Here is a 19,436-nt window from a genome sequence, read left to right as displayed (position 1 = left end):
CATCAATTGAATTAAAATTCAAATCTTTTGTCTAATTTATTCAAAAAAACTTTAAGCTAGTAGAATTAGCGAGAAATCTTAGTTTTTTCTAGGCAAGTTGGCCTCCTTTATGGTAAAATAGTAACGATAAGAAATGAAGGAGAATCAAAATGGAATCACATTTGGTTAGAATCATCAACCGCCTTGAAGCAATGGCAAAAGACGGCGGAAATTTAAAACGTAATTTTGAACGCGAAGGAGTTGTTGTTGCAGAAGTTGCATACAGCCACGACGAAGAAAACGGATCAATCTTTACCCTTCGTGATGTAGAAGCTCGCGAAACTTATACGTTTGACAGCATTGACTTGATTGCAATGGAGATTTACGAACTCCTTTACTAATACAAAACAAGCTGGGATTACACCCTGCATGTCTAACCAAAATCCTTTTTGTCTCACAAATAGGATTTTTTTATAGTCCAAATCCACAAATATTTTCATTATAACAACTTCTCAAAGCCTCAATCTTTTTACTTGCTTTACACCCCAATCCTGTTATAATGAGAGTATAGAAATTTGACTATTATTGACCTTTGTACAGGTCAAGCTAAAGAAAGAAATGAGGTAGATGTATGCTTTGTCAAAACTGTAAAATCAATGACTCAACAATTCATCTTTATACCAATCTCAATGGAAAGCAAAAACAAATTGACCTCTGTCAAAACTGCTATAAGATTATCAAGACAGATCCTAACAATAGCCTCTTTAAAGGTATAACTGATCTGAACAATCGTGACTTTGATCCTTTCGGTGATTTCTTCAATGACCTAAATAATTTTAGACCTTCTAGCAATACTCCTCCGACTCCCCCAACCCAATCAGGTGGAGGTTACGGTGGAAATGGCGGTTATGGTTCCCAAAATCGTGGACCTGCTCAAACTCCTCCACCAAGCCAAGAAAAAGGCCTACTGGAAGAATTTGGTATCAACGTAACTGAAATTGCCCGTCGTGGAGATATAGATCCCGTTATTGGACGCGATGATGAGATTATCCGTGTCATTGAGATTCTCAATCGCAGAACCAAGAATAATCCTGTTCTTATCGGTGAACCTGGTGTCGGAAAAACTGCCGTTGTCGAAGGTCTAGCTCAGAAAATCGTTGATGGTGATGTTCCACATAAACTCCAAGGCAAACAAGTCATCCGTCTGGATGTGGTTAGCTTGGTTCAAGGAACGGGTATTCGAGGACAATTTGAAGAACGCATGCAAAAACTCATGGAAGAAATTCGCAAACGTGAGGATATTATCCTCTTTATCGATGAAATCCATGAAATTGTCGGTGCTGGTTCTGCAGGCGATGGCAATATGGATGCAGGAAATATCCTCAAGCCAGCCCTTGCTCGTGGGGAACTGCAACTGGTCGGTGCCACTACCCTCAATGAATACCGTGTCATTGAAAAGGATGCTGCCCTAGAGCGTCGTATGCAACCTGTCAAAGTCGATGAACCAACAGTGGAAGAAACAATCACTATCCTCAAAGGCATTCAAAAGAAATACGAAGACTACCACCACGTTCAGTATACCGATGCTGCAATTGAAGCAGCTGCAACTCTGTCCAATCGCTACATCCAAGATCGCTTCTTGCCCGACAAGGCCATTGACCTCCTAGATGAAGCGGGTTCTAAGATGAACTTGACCTTGAATTTTGTGGATCCTAAAGTGATTGATCAGCGCTTGATTGAGGCTGAAAATCTCAAATCTCAAGCTACACGAGAGGAAGATTTTGAGAAGGCTGCCTACTTCCGCGACCAGATTGCCAAGTATAAGGAAATGCAAAAGAAAAAGGTCACAGACCAAGATACTCCTATTATCAGTGAGAAAACCATTGAGCACATTATCGAGCAGAAAACCAACATTCCTGTTGGCGATTTGAAAGAGAAAGAACAATCTCAACTCATCCATCTAGCTGAAGACCTCAAGTCTCATGTTATTGGACAGGACGATGCAGTTGATAAGATAGCCAAAGCTATTCGCCGTAATCGTGTCGGTCTCGGTACGCCTAACCGTCCAATTGGAAGCTTCCTCTTTGTCGGACCAACTGGTGTCGGTAAGACAGAACTTTCCAAACAACTAGCTATCGAACTCTTTGGTTCTGCTGACAGTATGATTCGCTTTGATATGAGTGAATATATGGAAAAACACAGTGTAGCTAAATTAGTTGGTGCCCCTCCAGGTTATGTTGGCTACGATGAGGCTGGGCAATTAACTGAAAAAGTCCGGCGTAATCCCTACTCTCTTATTCTCTTAGATGAAGTAGAGAAAGCTCATCCAGATGTCATGCATATGTTCCTTCAAGTCTTGGACGATGGTCGTTTAACAGATGGACAAGGACGTACCGTCAGTTTTAAGGATGCCATTATTATCATGACTTCAAATGCTGGGACTGGTAAAGCCGAAGCCAGCGTTGGATTTGGTGCTGCTAGAGAAGGACGTACCAATTCTGTTCTCGGTGAACTCGGTAACTTCTTTAGCCCAGAGTTTATGAACCGTTTTGATGGTATTATCGAATTTAAGGCTCTCAGCAAGGACAACCTCCTTCAGATTGTCGAGCTTATGCTAGCAGACGTTAACAAACGTCTTTCAAGTAACAACATTCATTTAGATGTAACTGACAAGGTCAAGGAAAAATTAGTTGACCTCGGTTATGATCCAAAAATGGGGGCACGCCCACTTCGTCGTACTATTCAAGACTATATTGAGGACGCAATCACTGACTACTACCTTGAAAATCCAAGCGAAAAAGACCTCAAGGCAGTTATGACCAGCAAGGGCAAGATTCAAATTAAGTCTGCCAAAAAATCTGAAGTAAAAACTTCTGAAAAAGAAAAATAGATCCTATAGAAAAGAGCCTGAGACAAAATAGTTCTCAGCCACAAAAAAGCTAGAGATTTCCAATTGCGGAACTGTACTGACCCCAAAAAGTTAGACAATTAATTTATCCGAAGGATTTAGTTCTGTATTGCACAGGGCTAAGTCCTTTTAGTTTGACTTTAATTCGTTTGTTGTTGTAGTAATCAATGTAGTCCACAATAGCTTGTTCAAGGTCTTCTAAAGACCTAAAGTGCTTCTCATAACCATAAAACATTTCAGATTTCAAAATGCCAAAGAAGGACTCCATCATGCCATTGTCTGGGCTGTTGCCCTTGCGTGACATGGATGCTTGAATTCCCTTACTCTCTAGGAACCGATGATAAAAATCGTGTTGGTATTGCCAGCCTTGATCGCTATGGAGAATCGTATGCTCGTAGTGTTTCTCTGTAAAGGCCTGGTTTAACATAGCTTTCACTTGTTCTAAGTTTGGTGAAGTTGAAAGATTATAGGCGATAATTTCGCTATTAAATCCATCTAAAACTGGCGATAAATAGAGTTTCTGTGTGCTATTTGGAATGGCAAACTCTGTCACATCCGTATAGCACTTTTCCATTGGCCTTGATGCTTCAAACTGACGTTGAATGAGATTCTCTGCTTTCTTACCAATCTCTCCTTGGTAGGAAGAATACTTTCGTTTCCGGCGAATTCGAGCTGTTAAACCAAGGACTTTCATCAGACGTTGGACCTTCTTATGGTTTACTATATGACCACGATTCCTCAATTCAAGAGTAACTCTACGATAGCCATAATTTCCTTTATGGTCATTATAAATGGCCTGAATTTCGGTTTTAAGCTCTTTATCTTTATCAAGCCCATCCAGTTGTTTCAACTGATAATAGTAAGTTGAGCGAGCTAAACGTGCTGTTTCAAGAAGTAAATCTAGTCGAAATCCTCCTGAAGCCATTTCTCTAATTGTCTCTGCCTTTCTCGCTCTAAGGCTTCGTCCCTGTCTTCCAGCTCTTTTAACTTTTTTAGGTAGGCCACCTCAGTCCGTAAGCGTTCATTCTCCTCTTGGAGTCGCTCTAGTTCTGTCATTTCTTCCCAGGTTTTCTTCCGTTTACGTCCCATTTTAGGTACTCTCCCTCTTGTTTTCTCAACAATAGTATACCCGTTTTTCTTGTATTGTGCTAGCCAATTAAGAAGTATCGTACGACTTGGGAGGCCATATTCAAGAGAAACTCTATCTTTAGTCCAGCCTTCATGTAAGACTTTATTAATCATTTCTTGTTTTAAATGAGGAGAATAGTAACGATTTTTTCCTTTTTTGACGAACTCTATTCCGTAACGATCAATCAATTTAATCATGTACCTAATATTAGAATTATTTATCCCAAATTTATTTGAAAGCTTCTCTAAGCTATATCCTTGTTTTCTAAGTTCATAGATCTGAACTTTATCATCATAAGTTAATTTCATAATAAAAACACCCCAAAAGTTAGATTTTTTCTGTCTAACTTTTGGGGTGCAGTTCAAACTCTAGCTTTTTAATTTTGAGTCGTTCTCTTATTGTATTTGAGGAGGTTATTGGCCATAAGTATCAATCCCATGTCAATTCTCACTTGACGCTTCCCTCTCAGATTACATCTCTTGTAACCCAAACAAGCCTTTATCTGCCCAAAGACAGGTTCCACATCAATCTTACGTTGAGCGAAAATCTGTCTTCCTTCGGGAGATAAAAGCGCCTGACATTCTTTAGCTTTCAAGTTTTGATAGCGTCCGTTCATATACAGTCCCTTTTGAGGGGCTGATTCAGGTTCATCAGCGTAGTAAACCTTGATTTCCTGTTGAAAGTCCGTCTGTGTTTTCTGATGTTTGATATGGTGAAAACGATAATACCAGCTATCAGGATGTGTGTAGCTATCCTCCTTGTCATCATAGTGCCAATTCGCTAAGTTTCTAGCTGACTGTTTATACCCTCTCTTCTGTTCCTTGTCAAACATGGCATATTTAATCAGATGGTTCACCCCCTTTTCATCTAAACGAAGGAGGTTCTCTTCACTTCCATATCCAGCATCTGCAACAACTGTCTTCAAGTCATGCGGATAGGTTTCAAGGAATGGCAGAAGAGTCTTGGTGTCTGTCGCTTTCTTCCACACAAAACTATACTTGTTGGCATTGACTTCAATCTTAGTACCATCAATAAACAGACAATCTAAGGTCACTAACTCTTCCATTTTTAAACGAAGATTGAGGTCCATGAAAAGATTACGTATGAGTTCTTCCATCCCTTCAGCGACTCGAAAACGATTGATGGTGCGATAGCTGACAACCAACGGTCCTGTTAGGTATTGCATAGCGAGGTTTTCAATCATCATTTTTTCGATTTTTCGTCCAGAGAAAATCCCTTGTGAATAGGCAAATAGAAGAGTAGCTATAAGCATTTTAGGGTGATAAGACGGGCGACCAAAGGCATGATAGAAGGCATGGAAGTGACAATCCTCCAAAGTATTCACCACTTTTTCAATAGTAAAGACGAGATGGTCTTGTGGTAAGAAAGAACTGATTTCTAGTGGTAAAGTTGTTTGATTTTTGTTATAGTGAATATGCATGGGATAACCTTTCTAAATGGTTTATTGTGCAATTCTATTTTATCAAGACTATCGCAACCATGCAAAAAAGCAACGGCAAATCCGCTGCTTTTTTGGAGATAAGAGACTATTGTCCCAGACTCTAAACAGAAACACTACATTAAAGACTGCAAATTGCTCTTAAAAATGGTATAATGATAAAGTTATATAGTCCCGATAAGATGGTAGGTATTTATCATTAATAGTTTTCCTATCAGTACTTTGTAACTCTATAACACTATTTTTAAGGGGGGACATTTTTATGTCAGAACGTAAATTATTCACGTCTGAATCTGTATCTGAGGGGCATCCAGATAAGATTGCAGACCAAATTTCAGATGCGATTTTGGATGCTATTTTAGCTAAGGATCCAGAGGCGCACGTTGCTGCTGAGACAGCTGTATACACTGGATCTGTCCACGTTTTTGGTGAAATTTCTACAAATGCCTATGTAGATATTAACCGTGTGGTTCGTGATACCATTGCAGAGATTGGCTATACCAATACAGAATATGGTTTTTCTGCTGAGACAGTGGGAGTCCATCCGTCTTTGGTGGAACAATCTCCTGACATTGCCCAAGGTGTTAACGAAGCCTTGGAGGTTCGTGGAAATGCAGACCAAGATCCATTGGACTTAATTGGAGCTGGAGACCAAGGGCTCATGTTTGGATTTGCAGTGGATGAAACAGAAGAGCTCATGCCATTGCCAATTTCACTCAGCCACAAGTTGGTTCGTCGTCTGTCAGAACTTCGTAAGACTGGTGAAATAAGCTATCTTCGCCCAGATGCCAAATCACAAGTTACAGTTGAGTATGATGAAAATGACCGTCCAGTACGTGTGGACACAGTCGTGATTTCAACTCAGCACGATCCAGAGATCAGCAACGAACAAATTCACAATGATGTCATTAACAAGATTATCAAAGAGGTTATTCCATCTCCTTACTTAGATGAGCAAACAAAATTCTTCATCAATCCTACTGGTCGTTTTGTAATCGGTGGACCTCAAGGGGACTCAGGTCTGACTGGTCGTAAGATTATCGTAGATACTTATGGTGGCTACTCTCGTCACGGTGGTGGTGCTTTCTCTGGTAAAGATGCAACTAAGGTGGACCGCTCAGCCTCTTATGCAGCTCGCTACATTGCCAAGAACATCGTTGCAGCAGGTCTTGCTAAGAAAGCAGAAGTGCAATTGGCCTATGCCATCGGTGTTGCGCAGCCTGTCTCTGTTCGTATCGATACCTTTGGTACAGGAAGAGTAGCTGAAAGCAAGCTTGAAAAAGCAGCCCGTCAAATCTTTGACCTTCGCCCTGCAGGAATTATCCAAATGCTGGACCTCAAGCGCCCAATTTACCGTCAAACAGCGGCTTATGGACACATGGGACGTACAGATATTGATCTTCCATGGGAACGTTTAGATAAGGTAGATGCTTTGAAAGAAGCAGTAAAATAGATAAGAAGAGTCTGGGACAATAGTCTCTTATCTCCAAAAAAAGCAACGGATTTGCCGTTGCTTTTTTGCATGGTTACGATAGTCTTGGTAAAATAGAATTGCTTAATAAACCATTTAGAAAGGCTATCCCATGCATATTCACTATAACAAAAATCAAACAACTTTACCACTAGAAATCAGTTCTTTCTTACCACAAGACCATCTCATCTTTACTATTGAAAAAGTGGTGAATACCTTGGAGGATTGTCACTTCCATGCCTTCTATCATGCCTTTGGTCGCCTGTCTTATCACCCTAAAATGCTTATAGCTACTCTTCTATTTGCCTATTCACAAGGGATTTTCTCTGGACGAAAAATCGAAAAAATGATGATTGAAAACCTCGCTATGCAGTACCTAACAGGACCGTTGGTTGTCAGCTACCGCACCATCAATCGTTTTCGAGTCGCTGAAGAGATGGAAGAACTCATACGTAATCTTTTCATGGACCTCAATCTTCGTTTAAAAATGGAAGAGTTAGTGACCTTAAATTGTCTGTTTATTGACGGGACTAAGATTGAAGCCAATGCCAACAAGTATAGTTTTGTGTGGAAGAAAGCGACAGAGAAATTCTCCGCCAAACTGCAAGAACAGATACAGAACTATTTTCAAGAAGAAATCACTCCCCTTATCTATCAAGCTATCGAACTGGATACACAAGAGCCTATCTCCTCAGAGCAGTTGCTTGCATTCGCTCAAGTCCTTGAAGGAGAATTGAAAAAATTGAACCAGGACATTGAGGAGACACCCGTTAAAGGGAAGGATGAACGTAAAACCCAGCGTCGTAAACTCAAGAAAGTCTTGCGTAAAGTCAAGGAGGATTTTTCAGTACATGCTGAAAAGTATGAGAAGTATCAAGAAACATTTGAAGGGCTCAACAGTTTTTTCAAAACCGATCCAGATGACACTTTTATGCGAATGAAAGAAGATTATATGAAAAATGGCCAACTCAAGGCTGCTTATAATCTTCAAATCGCTACTGAAAACCAATTTGTTCTTCACTATGATGTCTTCTCAAATCCGACAGATACCAAGACTCCTCTACCCTTACTTGAAACCTATCCGCATGACTTGAAGACAGTTGTCGCAGATGCTGGATATGGAAGTGAAGAGAACCTCCTTCGTTTAGATGAAAAGGGGGTGAACCATCTGATTAAATATGCCATGTTTGACAAGGAACAGAAGAGAGGGTATAAACAGTCGGATAGAAACTTAGCGAATTGGCACTATGATGACAAGGAGGATAGCTACACACATCCTGATGGCTGGTGCTATCGTTTTCACCATATCAAACATCAGAAAACACAGACGGACTTTCAACAGGAAATCAAGATTTACTACGCTGATGAACCTGAATCAGCCCCTCAAAAGGGACTGTATATGAACGAACGCTATCAAAACTTGAAAGCTAAAGAATGTCAGACGCTTTTATCTCCCGAAGGTAGACAGATTTTTGCTCAACGCAAGATTGATGTGGAACCTATCTTTAGGCAGATAAAGGCTTGTTTGGGTTACAAGAGATGTAATCTGAGAGGGAAGCGTCAAGTGAGAATTGACATGGGATTGGTACTTATGGCCAATAACCTCCTCAAATACAATAAGAGAACGACTCAAAATTAAAAAGCTAGAGTTCCGCAATTGGAAAGCTCTAGCTTTTTTGTGGCTGAGAACTATTTTGCTTTAGAAGTTACCAGATAGTTCGTTCTGGTAAATAAAAAAGTTGGAGCTCAGTACTCCAACAATTTCCTTAAAATGTTTGGCGTTTTGCTTTGCGCTCGGCACGGCCACGAGCACGATTTTCAGCACGCTTGGTTTTGCGGCGTTTTTCATCAACCGCCCATTGAATTTTCTTCTTATAACCTGGTTTGACTTTTTTCTTTTTCTTTTTAACCAAACCAATCATTTCGATATCAAGTTTATCTTGTTTTTTCTCACGGTTGGCACGACGATCACGGTCATAAGTATCTTGAAATTCCTCATCTTTGACCATCTTAGGAGTAAACTTGATTCCCAATTTCTCCAACTCACGGATATCCGAGTCATCACTTGGCTGATAAAGGGTAATAGCTGTACCTGGTAGGCCATTTCGTCCAGTACGACCAACACGGTGAACAAAGAAGGACAAATCTTGCGGAATAGCATCATTGATGACATGGCTGACACCTTCAATGTCAATTCCACGCGCTGCCAAATCTGTTGCGACAATATATTCAAAATCCAGATTTTTAACCTGGTTCATGATACGTTTGCGCTCACGAGGGGCAATATCCCCATGGATTTTTGCCACCTTCAAGCCTTGAGCAGTCAGATATGAATGCAATTCATCAGCACGCGTTTTAGTGTTAACAAAAATCATGGCCAAATACGGTTGCATCAACTGAGTCAACTGGTAAATTTGAGCATTCTTATCTCGTCCCTTGGTCGAAATCAACCAATTATCAATGGTATCAGAAATGACCGTTTTGGTCTTGATTTTCTCCATAACAGGATTTGATAAGTATTTTTTCAAGAATGGTTGCAGTTTTTGTGGAATAGTCGCTGAGAAGACCATGAATTGCAGGTCTTTTGGAAGGCTTCCAGCAATCTTATCAACAGTTTCTAAGAATCCCATATCCAAGGTCATATCTGCCTCATCAACCACAAAGGTCTTAGCCTTGTGAATAGCTAAATCACCAGATTTAACCAAGTCATAGATACGACCAGGCGTTCCAATAACAATATGAGGCTGGTTACTTGCCAATTTCTCAATCTGGCGAGCCTTATCTGTCCCTCCCACATAATTAACCACACGAACTTCTACTTCTGAATGAGTAGCAATCTGACGGGCTGCTTGGTAAATCTGAGTAGCTAATTCACGGCTCGGTGCAGTAATGACTGCTTGAACACTATCGCTGGCTTCATCTAATTGCTGGAAAATCGGCAATAGGAAAGTGTGAGTCTTACCCGAACCTGTTTTTGATTCACCGACTAGGTCACGACCTGCCAAAACAATAGGAATCAACTTGTCTTGAACCTCTGTTGGAGTTGTAAATTTCAACTCCTCCAGGGCTTCTCTAATATAGTTTTTAAATTGAAATTTCGTAAATGACATAATATCCTCGATTCTATCTATCCTATCAATTATACCATATTTTATTCCATTTCAGTAGTCTCACTTATTTAGGCTATTTCTAGTAGCTTCTCTAGTAAAAAAGGCTGGAATTTGTGAATCCCAACCTCTTTTCAGTCATTATTTCCAGTTTAAAATAGCATTCAAGCCATAGTGATCACTCACTTGTGGACTCTTGTTACCATCAAATACGACATGTAAATTTTCCACCGCTAACTCCTTGGTAGTAAAAACATAGTCGATTCGAAGGGGTTCAGTGTTCCCCTTCCATCCATCAATTTCTGGTGGAACAGTATAGCTACCACTTTTATCTTGAGCAACTTCAAATGCGTCTTGTAAGCCTAATGGACTAGCTAAAATAGCTTGGTAACCTTCCTGACCAGCTGGGTTGTTGAAATCTCCAGCCAGCAAAAGTGGCTTGTTTAGTTCTTTCAAGACAGCTTCAAATCGTGCCCATTCTTCTTGGAAACCTTTATCCCACCAAGAAAGGTGGACACTGGCAACTGCAAGTTCCTTACCATCAACTACAGTTTCAGCCAAGGCAACACGGCGTGTATGATAGTCTGTTGGATCATCCACATCTGAAACTAAAATTTCTCTGGCTTCAATAGGTGTTTTAGACAAGATAGCTACACCTTCATGGTAGCGGTCATAACCGATATGGTTATAGGCCCAAGTCCAGTAGTAATCTTTTCCTTGCTCAGACAACTTTTCAACCAAAAGTCTAACATAATGGTCTTGGTGAATAGGTTCAGCAGCTGGCAAAGCTTGATAAAGGTCATTAACCTCCACCTCTAGCGAAGTAATCTCCTGATTGATTTCTTGGAAACATATCAAATCATAGTCTTTATCAAGAATATCTTCAAGCAAGAGCTGGAATTTTTCCTCAGCTTCTTTTTCCATCCAGCTATGAGTATTGAGTGTTAAAAATTTCATTCTTTTCTCCCAAAATAAGAGGTTGGAATACAGCTTCCAACCTCAAGTATATTACAATTCTACTTTAGCAACTGCTGTTTTAGCTGCAAGAGAACCTATTTTTTCTAATTTAACTGATTTAATTGCATCACCATTTGTGAAGACAACTACTGTAGTAGTTTCACGACCTGCTGCACGGATAGCATCCAAGTCAGCTGTGACAAGAAGGTCACCTGCTGCAACTTTTTGTCCTTCAGCTACATGAACAGTAAATGGTTTTCCTTCAAGACTTACTGTGTCCAAACCAATGTGAACAAGTACTTCAAGACCTGCTTCAGTCACAAGACCAAGAGCATGTTTTGTAGGGAAGATGCTTGATACAGTACCTGAAACTGGAGATACAATGTTTCCATTTGCAGGTTCTACAGCAAATCCGTCGCCCATCATTTTTTGAGCAAATACTGGATCTTTCACTTGTTCCAAAGCAACAACTTGACCGTCTGCTACTGAGTAAACTTCCTCTGTTACACCTTTGTAGTGTACAGTGTTTTGTTGTGCTTCTGTCATTTGACTTGGAAGAGTTTCAGGAATGATTTCACCTGAATCAAGAATATCTTGGATATCAGATTTCAATACGTCTGCTTTTGGACCGTAGATAGCTTGAACTCCTTGTCCTTTCATGACAAGACCCATAGCTCCTTCTGCTTTCCATTGTTCTGCATCACCGACTTTGTCAGCATCTTTTACAGTTACACGAAGACGAGTCATACATGCATCAACATCAACGATGTTTGCACGTCCACCAAGAAGGTTAATAATGTTTACAGCTTGAGAGCCTGCTGCAACTTTCACTTCGCTACTAGCTTCTTCTGAACCTTCAGCAGTTTCGTAATTTCCGTTACGTCCTGGAGTTGCGTAGTTGAATTTTTGAATCATGAAGTTTGCGATAAAGTACATGATTACGGCAAAGAGAACAGTTACCCAGATAAAGTTAACGATATCCATACCAATACCAGCATTAATTGCTAGTGGTGTACGAGTCAAGAATTCAATTGAACCGAATGAGTGGACACGTAGGTTTACTACGTCAGCCATAGCGAAGGCAGCACCTTGAACAAGTGAGTAAACAAGATACATAGGTGTTGCTACAAACATGAACATGTATTCGATTGGTTCAGTAACCCCTGTCAAGAATGTTGCAAGAGCTGTCGCAATCATCATACCTTTATATTGATGTTTCTTATCAGCATCGACATTACGGTAGATAGCAACGATCATACCCATCAAGATACCGAATGAACCGATCATTTGTCCAACTTTGAAACGAGCTGGGTGAACAGTATCTAACAATTGTTGGTAGTGACTTGCATCTGTACCTTTAAGGTTAACAAGGTCTGTTACCCATGCAAGCCATAGTGGGTCTTGACCAAATACTTGAGTACCTTTAGCTGCACCAGTTAAAATGTCATAAGTACCACCAAGAGCTGTGTAGTTCATTGGGATAGTCAACATATGGTGAAGACCAAATGGCAAGAGCAAACGTTCCAAAGTACCATACAAGAATGGTGCAAGGATTGGAGCAGTTTCTTGTGAGTTGGCAATCCAGATACCAAAGCTATTGATACCTGTTTGAACTACTGGCCAGAAGGCAGCAAGTAGAATTGCAGCGATTGCTGAACGAAGAATAACTACAAATGGTACGAAACGTTTCCCGTTGAAGAATGAAAGTGCATCAGGAAGTTTACGGAAGTTGTAGTATTTATTGTAAGCAGTTGCCCCTACAAAACCTGAGATAATCCCTACAAACACACCCATGTTCAATGCTGGAGCTTCAAGAACACTAATGAAGTAATCAGCAACTTTGATTGAACCACCAAAGAGAGTTGTGACCATAGCATCTGGATTTTTCAACATATCTCCTGATACACCAAAGATTGTACCAGTGATACGGTTAATCAAGATGAAGGCAAGACCAGCGGCGAAAGCACCACCAGCACGTTCTTTAGCCCAGCTTCCTCCAATTGCTAGGGCAAACAAAATGTGAAGGTTACCGATAACCCCCCAACCAATTTGCTCAAGAATTCCACCTGTAACTACAAGTGGTGCAAAAGTTGGGTTAATCATTACGATAGACTTACCGATTGAAATCATCAAACCAGCAGCCGGCATAACCGCGATAACCACCATCAAAGCCTTACCGAATTTTTGCCAAAACTCGAAAGACAAGACATTTTTGAATGTATCTTTCATCATTCAAATCTCCTTTATTTTTATTTAGGCAAACGTTTTACGAAAACGTTTGCACTTTCTATAATTCAATTATACCACTTTAATTTTTTTTGTAAAGGCTTTTATAAAAAAAAGTAGACTTTTTTCTAAAATTTTTGTAGTAAAAAAGGAGATATTAAAATCTCCTCAAATATACTTCTATTTTATTTTAGATTTTCAGGAATCGGCGCATTGAAATTCCTGATCCGATTGAACCGATAAAAATTCCAATCACAAATAATAAGGCAATCATCAGTGGACTGAATACTTCTGGTGATATCATTGAAAGGTTCTGACCAACCAATGACTTATTAACAGATTGGTAAACCATTTTATAGACAATAAATACCAGAACTGATGGAAGTGTTGCTCCAAGCAAACCAATGAAGGCACCTTCAAGCAAGAAAGGTCCGCGGATATAGCCATTCTTAGCACCTACTAAACGCATGATTTGAATTTCACGGCTTCGTGAAATAATGGTGATACGTATAGTATTAGAAATCAAGAACACCGCAATGAAAATCAATAATCCAGCGATAACTAGTCCCCAAACACGAATAAATGAGGCTAACTTAAACAAGCGTTCTGTATTAGCACCACCATCTTGAACTTCTGATACACCTTCGATTTTCTTAGCCTCTTCTGCTACCGTCTTTACATCACTTGGTGTATTTGTATCAACGATATATGCATCATAGAGTGGATTGGCATCGCCCTCAAAGATTTTCCAGTTGTCCCCCATCGTTTCTGTCAACTTTTCATATTGTTCTTCTTTACTTGAAAACGTAACACTTTTAACGGTTGACATACCTTTTAAAGCATCATATACCTTATGGTAGTCGTTATTTGTAACAGTTTGACCTTCTTTTTCAATAGTCTCACTATTATCAGCTACGTCCTTACGAATGTATACCATTACTCGGACATTATTTTCGATATCTGTAGCTAGTTTAGCCGTATTAAAGATAACAGATGCAAATATTGCAACCAAGGTCAAAGTAATCATAACTGAACTGACAGCAGCTACTGTCATCCAGCCATTTCGTTTCAAACTTTTTAATGATTCAAATAAATGACGAAAAAATCTACTAATCATCGTATCCATATTCTCCTTTAGCTTCGTCACGAACGACACGGCCATTTTCAATGGCAATGACACGGTGGCGCAAGGTATTTACAATCTGACTGTTGTGGGTAGCCATCAAGACAGTTGTACCTTGGAGATTGATGCGTTCCAGCAAGTTCATAATTTCCCATGAATTATCTGGGTCCAAGTTTCCTGTTGGTTCGTCCGCAATCAATACTTTTGGATTGTTTACAATGGCACGTGCAATTGCAATCCGTTGCTGTTCTCCCCCTGAAAGTTCATTTGGGAAAGAACGAACCTTATGCTTCAATCCAACCAAGTCTAAGACTTCCATAACACGTTTTTTGATATTACGGCGACTTTCTCCAATTACCTCCATTGCATAAGCAATATTTTCATAAACGGTTTTCTTTGGTAACAGTTTATAATCTTGGAAGACAACCCCAACACTACGACGTAGGAGAGGAACATCTTTCTTTTTAATTTTAACCAGATTAAAACCAGCAACAGATAAGCTTCCTTTTTCGATTTTTACTTCGCGATACAAAGAACGAATAAAGGTTGATTTCCCAGCTCCTGAAGGTCCTACGATGTAAACAAATTCCCCTGGTTGAACGCTTACCGAAACACCACGTAGGGCAGTCGTTCCGTTGTCGTATTTTTTGACGACATCTCTCATTTCAATAATTGACATGTGAGTTCCTTTCTATCTTAGCTGATTCTCCACTTGAGATAGGCATCAATAAAACCATCTAGGTCTCCATCCATAACCTTATCTACTTGTGCAACTTCAAAGTTAGTTCGATGGTCTTTTACCATAGTATATGGCGTGAAAACATAAGAACGAATTTGACTTCCCCATGTGATTTCCTTTTTCTCACCCTTGAGGGAATCGACTTCCGCAGCTTTCTTCTCCTGCTCCATTTGATAGAGCTTAGCCTGCAACATCTTCATGGCACGATCTCTATTTCCATACTGGGTACGATCGACTGTTGACTGAACGACAGTTCCCGTAGGAATGTGTGTCAAACGCACACCTGTGGAAACCTTGTTGACGTTTTGTCCACCAGCACCACCTGAACGGAAAGTATCCATCTTGATATCATCTTCACGGATTTCTACTTCAATAGTATCATCCAATTCTGGCATCACTTCTACAGATGTGAAAGAGGTGTGGCGACGTTTAGCAGAGTCAAATGGTGAAATTCGTACCAAACGGTGTACACCCATTTCTGACTTGAGAAGACCATAGGCATTAGGTCCTTCAAAAGATAAGGTTACTGACTTGATACCAGCTTCATCTCCTGCTTGGTAATCCAATACTTCCACTTTAAAGCCTTTAGCATTTCCATAGCGAGTGTACATACGAAGCAACATATCACCCCAGTCCTGAGCCTCGGTACCACCCGATCCTGGATGGATTTCCAAAATCGCATTATTATGGTCATAAGGTTCTGACAAGAGCAAGGTCATCTCGTAACTGGTCATCATCTTAGCAAGTTCTGACAACTGTTCAACCAATTCTTCATGCACCGACTCATCTTCAGCTAAAAAGTCTAATAAAATTTCGACTTCATCCTGCAACTCTTCCATTTTGTGGAAGGTGTTATAGGTGTTTTTTAATTCATTTAATTCTTGCGACGTTTTTTGGGCCGCGATATTATCGTTCCAAAAATCAGGTTCTGTCATCTTGTTTTCCAAGATGGCAATCTCTTCCTCTAAACCTTCGAGGTCAAAGAGACCCCCTGAAAGAAGCTAATTTTTCACGATTTGCGTCAATTTTCTGACGAATTACTGAAATGTCCATAAATACTCCTTTTTTACATTATTTCATTATAGCATATTTTATCATTTCTTTCCATCTTTTGCTCTAATCCACTTTTCATGAAAAAAGAGGTAACTTCTCAAAGTAACTTCCACTTGGCTGGTCAAAGTGGAAATTAGTCTAAAACGGATTTTTATGGTGGAATTAAGTGTAAGACGTTTGAGTTAGAAATGAGGTCTACTATGACAAAAAAGAAACACCTTACACTTTCAGACCGTAATGACATCCAGCTAGGTTTAGAGCGCGGGGAAACATTCAAAGCTATTAGGCAACTTATTCTAAAAGACCCAACTACTGTTTCTAAAGAAGTCAAACGAAATAAATAAATTAGAGACTCTACCTCTAACAACCTTCCTTGTCCTCTACTCGATAAGGATACCTTTGTCTGTAATGGATGCCCTAAAAGAAGACAAAATTGTGGATTTAAAAAAATCTTCTACCTCGCTAAGCAAGCTCAAAAGCAGTACGAACAAACTCTTGTCGAAGCTCGTGAAGGAACTCCCCTCAATTCCAAGACCTTCTGGGACATGGACAAAGTCATTTCTGATGGTGTTAAAAAGGGACAACACATCTATCATATCCTCAAAACTCATAACCTTGATGTCAGCTCCTCAACTGTCTATCGACACATCCGAAAAGGATACCTATCTATCGCTCCTATTGACCTAGCCAGAGCCGTTAAATTCAAAGAAAGACGGAAAAGTAAGCTACCTTCCATCCCTAAAGAAGCGAAAAAAAGCCGTTCCTATGAGGATTTCCAAAACTATTTAGCCCTTAATCAACTAGACTCTTGGCTAGAAATGGATACAGTTCTGGGGAGGATGGGAGGTAAAGTCCTACTCACCTTCAATTTATCTTTCTGTAACTTTATCTTCGCTAGGCTTCTTGATAATAAAACTGCCCTTGAGGTTACCAAACACCTCTATGACATCAAGAACACTCTTCACCAAGCTGACAAAGATTTCTTCCAACTCTTTCCTGTCATTCTGACAGATAATGGTGAAGAGTTTGCCAGGGTTGATGAAATCGAAATGGATGTGCGAGGAGAGAGTAGACTCTTCTTTTGTGACCCTAATCGCTCTGACCAGAAAGACAGAATTGAGAAAAATCACACGCTGATTCGCGATATTCTACCAAAGGGAACTTCTTTTGACAACTTAACTCAAGAGGACATTAATCTCGTTTGTTCGCATGTCAACAGTGTCAAACGCGCTGCTTTGAATGGAAAGTCAGCCCATGAACTCCTTGCTTTTACTTACGGAGAAGAGATTCCTAAGCTTCTTGGTATTTCTAAAATACCTGCAGAAGAAGTCTGTCAGTCGTCTACATTACACCAACATAAGTTCTAAAAATTAACCTTCAACCCCATTCAAACGTCTCACACTAAGTTCCACCATAGCGGAACTTAATCTGAAACGCTTTCAGATGAGAGGATTTTGTGCGCTCTTTTTTTCGATTCATTTTGGTTACAAAAGCGATGAAATCAAGCATTAGTAAAACCAGTGGAACTTACCCTGACACGGATTTCCACTGGTTTTTACGATTTTTATCAGACTAACTTCCACTTCTACTAGCGGTGGAACTTAGTTTGGGAATTTAGCTCATGAAAAAAGAAGCCTTTCGGCTTCCCTTCTTACAAAACTTTTGCTGAAGTACGAGTAATTTCTTCTACTTGAATATTCTCTGATTCAAATTTTTCTTTCAAGGCTGGTAAATCAATTGATCCTTCGATTTGAACTTCGATAATCACCTTACCATCTTTACGCGGAATATTGACTGTATGGGAGATATTCAAATTTTCTTCTACAATCAAAGAAACAATCTTTCCAAGAACGCCAACTTCGTTTTCCGTAACAAAGCGCACACGAATTCCTTCTTCACCATAACCAGCAATTTCAAGAAAGGCTTGGAAAACGTCACGGTCCGTAATAACTCCGTATACTTGATGATTATCTACGACAGGAAGAATACCAATCTTGTTTTTCAACATCAAATAAGTTGCATCTTCTAGACTCGCATAGCCTGAAACAGTGACAACATCACGAATCATGACATCTTTTACTTTTGTCTTATTTAGAAGATAGTTCATCTCATAGATAGAAAGGCTTGTTGCTTTTGATGGACTAGCTTGGGCAATGGTGCCCTCAGTCACCAAACCAACCAATTGATCATTTTCGATAACAGGCAAGCGATGCAACCCTTGCTCTCTCATCAAATCTGCTGCATGAGATACTGTTGTATCTGGACTAATATACACTACCTTGCGGGTCATAAAATCTTTAACTGCCATGAGACTTCTCCTTTTCTGTTCTTATCCCTATTATACAATCTTTTTGTAAATCTATCAAACGCTTACATTTCTTTTTCAAAATTCAGAAAAGTATGAATAAGCTAGCAAAAAGAGCTCTAAAATCGAGCTCTGTGAATGAAGGTAAGATACCTTTCATTCGATTTTTTCAATTATTAGAAATTCATCTTTCAAAGTAGATGCAGATTTGTTTGCAAACTAAATATGCCGACTAAAACAATCCACTGGATAAGATGATTGCTTCGCAATCTCCATCCGCAACCTAAACTAGTCTCCCAGACTAGTTTAGCCACCCAGATATGCTTTTCTGACTTCTTCTGATGATGCGAGTTCTTTTCCTGTTCCTGATAGGACGATTTTCCCTGTTTCCAATACATATCCTCGGTCAGAGATTGCGAGTGCTTTATTGGCATTTTGTTCAATCAAGAGGACGGTCGTTCCTTGTTTCTGGATATCTTGAATGATATCAAAAATCTCTTGGATAAAGATTGGGGCAAGTCCCATTGATGGTTCATCTAAAAGAAGAAGTTTTGGTGTTGACATAAGAGCGCGTCCCATGGCAAGCATTTGTTGTTCCCCCCCTGAAAGAGTTGCTGCATCTTGGTTCTTCCGTTCTTCAAGACGAGGAAAGCGTGAGAAAACCTTCTTCAAGTTAGCTTGATTTTCTTCACGATTTTTCTTTAAGAAAGCTCCCATTTCAAGATTTTCCATAACAGTCAAGCCAGGAAAGACGTGGCGTCCTTCTTCGGCATTTTGAAATCGGAAATATTTTATGGCTATGAGAAGACGTTTACGTCTCTTAAGCAATTAGAACAAGCTATTGTAGACTACATTGATTACTACAATAATAAACGAATTAATGTAAAACTAAAAGGACTTAGTCCTGTGCAATATAGAACTAAGTCCTTTCAATAATTATTTTTCCAACTTTTTGGGGTAGTACACAACGTTCTCTCTTA

13 protein-coding genes and 4 pseudogenes are annotated in these 19,436 nt (G+C 39.7%); 7 read left to right on the top strand and 10 right to left on the bottom strand.

Going from position 1 to position 19,436, the window contains the following annotated elements:
* Nucleotides 1-149 precede the first annotated feature (149 nt).
* A complete protein-coding gene (locus ACLV7W_RS03260; RefSeq protein ID WP_000443570.1) occupies nt 150-380 on the top strand; it encodes a DUF1797 family protein in 231 nt (76 codons plus the stop codon).
* Nucleotides 381-610: 230 nt separating this feature from the next.
* Nucleotides 611-2,869, top strand: a complete 2,259-nt coding sequence (locus ACLV7W_RS03255; protein ID WP_411865427.1) for an ATP-dependent Clp protease ATP-binding subunit — start codon at nt 611-613, stop codon at nt 2,867-2,869.
* A 103-nt stretch (nt 2,870-2,972) separates the two neighbouring features.
* On the opposite strand, the gene ACLV7W_RS03250 is transcribed toward ACLV7W_RS03255, so the two are convergent.
* Both ACLV7W_RS03250 and ACLV7W_RS03245 read right to left on the bottom strand, forming a co-directional pair.
* Nucleotides 2,973-4,324 (bottom strand): IS3 family transposase gene (locus ACLV7W_RS03250; RefSeq protein WP_411865426.1). Its coding sequence is split into 2 segments (ribosomal slippage): nt 2,973-3,883 and nt 3,883-4,324, totalling 1,353 coding nucleotides; the frame shifts between segments, so codons are not numbered across the junction.
* A gap of 68 nt (nt 4,325-4,392) precedes the next feature.
* Nucleotides 4,393-5,457: a transposase gene (locus ACLV7W_RS03245; protein WP_153214852.1), complete on the bottom strand. Its 1,065-nt coding sequence runs from the start codon at nt 5,455-5,457 to the stop codon at nt 4,393-4,395.
* On the opposite strand from ACLV7W_RS03245, the pseudogene ACLV7W_RS03240 reads away from it, so the two are divergent.
* The 3 genes and pseudogenes from ACLV7W_RS03240 to ACLV7W_RS03230 all read left to right on the top strand — a co-directional run bounded on the left by ACLV7W_RS03240 (nt 5,418) and on the right by ACLV7W_RS03230 (nt 8,585).
* Nucleotides 5,418-5,620 (top strand): annotated as a pseudogene (locus tag ACLV7W_RS03240) (hypothetical protein). The gene ACLV7W_RS03245 and the pseudogene ACLV7W_RS03240 overlap by 40 nt on opposite strands.
* 117 nt (nt 5,621-5,737) lie before the next feature.
* On the top strand, nt 5,738-6,928 hold the full coding sequence (metK, locus tag ACLV7W_RS03235; RefSeq protein ID WP_153210206.1) for a methionine adenosyltransferase: 1,191 nt from the start codon (nt 5,738-5,740) through the stop codon (nt 6,926-6,928).
* Nucleotides 6,929-7,058: 130 nt separating this feature from the next.
* Nucleotides 7,059-8,585, top strand: coding sequence for an IS1182 family transposase (locus ACLV7W_RS03230; protein WP_411865425.1), 1,527 nt, complete (start codon nt 7,059-7,061; stop codon nt 8,583-8,585).
* A gap of 127 nt (nt 8,586-8,712) precedes the next feature.
* Here the strand turns inward: ACLV7W_RS03230 and ACLV7W_RS03225 are convergent, their stop codons facing one another.
* From ACLV7W_RS03225 to prfB, 6 genes are all read right to left on the bottom strand, one after another.
* Nucleotides 8,713-10,056, bottom strand: a complete 1,344-nt coding sequence (locus tag ACLV7W_RS03225; protein ID WP_411865424.1) for a DEAD/DEAH box helicase — start codon at nt 10,054-10,056, stop codon at nt 8,713-8,715.
* A 138-nt stretch (nt 10,057-10,194) separates the two neighbouring features.
* The gene (locus ACLV7W_RS03220; RefSeq protein ID WP_070527986.1) at nt 10,195-11,010 is read right to left on the bottom strand and encodes an endonuclease/exonuclease/phosphatase family protein; all 816 of its coding nucleotides are present in this window, start codon (nt 11,008-11,010) and stop codon (nt 10,195-10,197) included.
* A gap of 51 nt (nt 11,011-11,061) precedes the next feature.
* Complete coding sequence (locus ACLV7W_RS03215) at nt 11,062-13,242, bottom strand: PTS transporter subunit IIBC (protein WP_080976378.1); 2,181 nt, start codon at nt 13,240-13,242, stop codon at nt 11,062-11,064.
* A gap of 184 nt (nt 13,243-13,426) precedes the next feature.
* On the bottom strand, nt 13,427-14,353 hold the full coding sequence (gene ftsX, locus ACLV7W_RS03210) for a permease-like cell division protein FtsX (protein ID WP_000625545.1): 927 nt from the start codon (nt 14,351-14,353) through the stop codon (nt 13,427-13,429).
* The gene (gene ftsE, locus ACLV7W_RS03205; protein ID WP_000022269.1) at nt 14,346-15,038 is read right to left on the bottom strand and encodes a cell division ATP-binding protein FtsE; all 693 of its coding nucleotides are present in this window, start codon (nt 15,036-15,038) and stop codon (nt 14,346-14,348) included. The genes ftsX and ftsE overlap by 8 nt, the downstream gene beginning before the upstream one ends.
* 17 nt (nt 15,039-15,055) lie before the next feature.
* A protein-coding gene (gene prfB / locus ACLV7W_RS03200) for a peptide chain release factor 2 (RefSeq protein WP_142358055.1) occupies nt 15,056-16,151 on the bottom strand; the annotation gives its coding sequence in 2 pieces (ribosomal slippage) (nt 15,056-16,078 and nt 16,080-16,151; 1,095 coding nt in all).
* A gap of 200 nt (nt 16,152-16,351) precedes the next feature.
* Between prfB and ACLV7W_RS03195 the strand changes: the two are divergent.
* Nucleotides 16,352-17,518 (top strand): annotated as a pseudogene (locus tag ACLV7W_RS03195) (IS30 family transposase).
* 284 nt (nt 17,519-17,802) lie between these two features.
* On the opposite strand, the gene ACLV7W_RS03190 reads toward ACLV7W_RS03195, so the two are convergent.
* Together ACLV7W_RS03190 and ACLV7W_RS03185 are read right to left on the bottom strand one after the other, a co-directional pair.
* Entirely contained in the window at nt 17,803-18,459 is a 657-nt protein-coding gene (locus ACLV7W_RS03190) for a CBS domain-containing protein (protein ID WP_000268673.1), read from the bottom strand.
* 303 nt (nt 18,460-18,762) lie between these two features.
* A pseudogene (locus tag ACLV7W_RS03185) lies at nt 18,763-19,221 on the bottom strand (ABC transporter ATP-binding protein); the annotation flags it as partial.
* On the opposite strand from ACLV7W_RS03185, the pseudogene ACLV7W_RS03180 reads away from it, so the two are divergent.
* Nucleotides 19,213-19,392, top strand: a pseudogene (locus ACLV7W_RS03180) (IS3 family transposase); the annotation flags it as partial. The pseudogenes ACLV7W_RS03185 and ACLV7W_RS03180 overlap by 9 nt on opposite strands.
* Nucleotides 19,393-19,436 lie beyond the last annotated feature (44 nt).

It is taken from the genome of Streptococcus mitis (assembly GCF_965111735.1).
In the GTDB taxonomy this organism is placed as follows: Bacteria; Bacillota; Bacilli; order Lactobacillales; family Streptococcaceae; genus Streptococcus; species Streptococcus mitis_DR.
Note: the sequence above shows the minus strand (reverse complement) of the source record. Positions and strands in the feature narration are given on the sequence as shown.

Coding starts and splice junctions, on each gene's coding strand:
- ACLV7W_RS03245 (WP_153214852.1), bottom strand. CDS start 5,457: ATGCATATTCACTATAACAAAAATCAAACAACTTTACCACTAGAAATC.
- ftsE (WP_000022269.1), bottom strand. CDS start 15,038: ATGTCAATTATTGAAATGAGAGATGTCGTCAAAAAATACGACAACGGA.
- ACLV7W_RS03225 (WP_411865424.1), bottom strand. CDS start 10,056: ATGTCATTTACGAAATTTCAATTTAAAAACTATATTAGAGAAGCCCTG.
- ACLV7W_RS03215 (WP_080976378.1), bottom strand. CDS start 13,242: ATGATGAAAGATACATTCAAAAATGTCTTGTCTTTCGAGTTTTGGCAA.
- ACLV7W_RS03255 (WP_411865427.1), top strand. CDS start 611: ATGCTTTGTCAAAACTGTAAAATCAATGACTCAACAATTCATCTTTAT.
- ftsX (WP_000625545.1), bottom strand. CDS start 14,353: ATGATTAGTAGATTTTTTCGTCATTTATTTGAATCATTAAAAAGTTTG.
- ACLV7W_RS03220 (WP_070527986.1), bottom strand. CDS start 11,010: ATGAAATTTTTAACACTCAATACTCATAGCTGGATGGAAAAAGAAGCT.
- ACLV7W_RS03190 (WP_000268673.1), bottom strand. CDS start 18,459: ATGGCAGTTAAAGATTTTATGACCCGCAAGGTAGTGTATATTAGTCCA.
- ACLV7W_RS03260 (WP_000443570.1), top strand. CDS start 150: ATGGAATCACATTTGGTTAGAATCATCAACCGCCTTGAAGCAATGGCA.
- metK (WP_153210206.1), top strand. CDS start 5,738: ATGTCAGAACGTAAATTATTCACGTCTGAATCTGTATCTGAGGGGCAT.
- ACLV7W_RS03230 (WP_411865425.1), top strand. CDS start 7,059: ATGCATATTCACTATAACAAAAATCAAACAACTTTACCACTAGAAATC.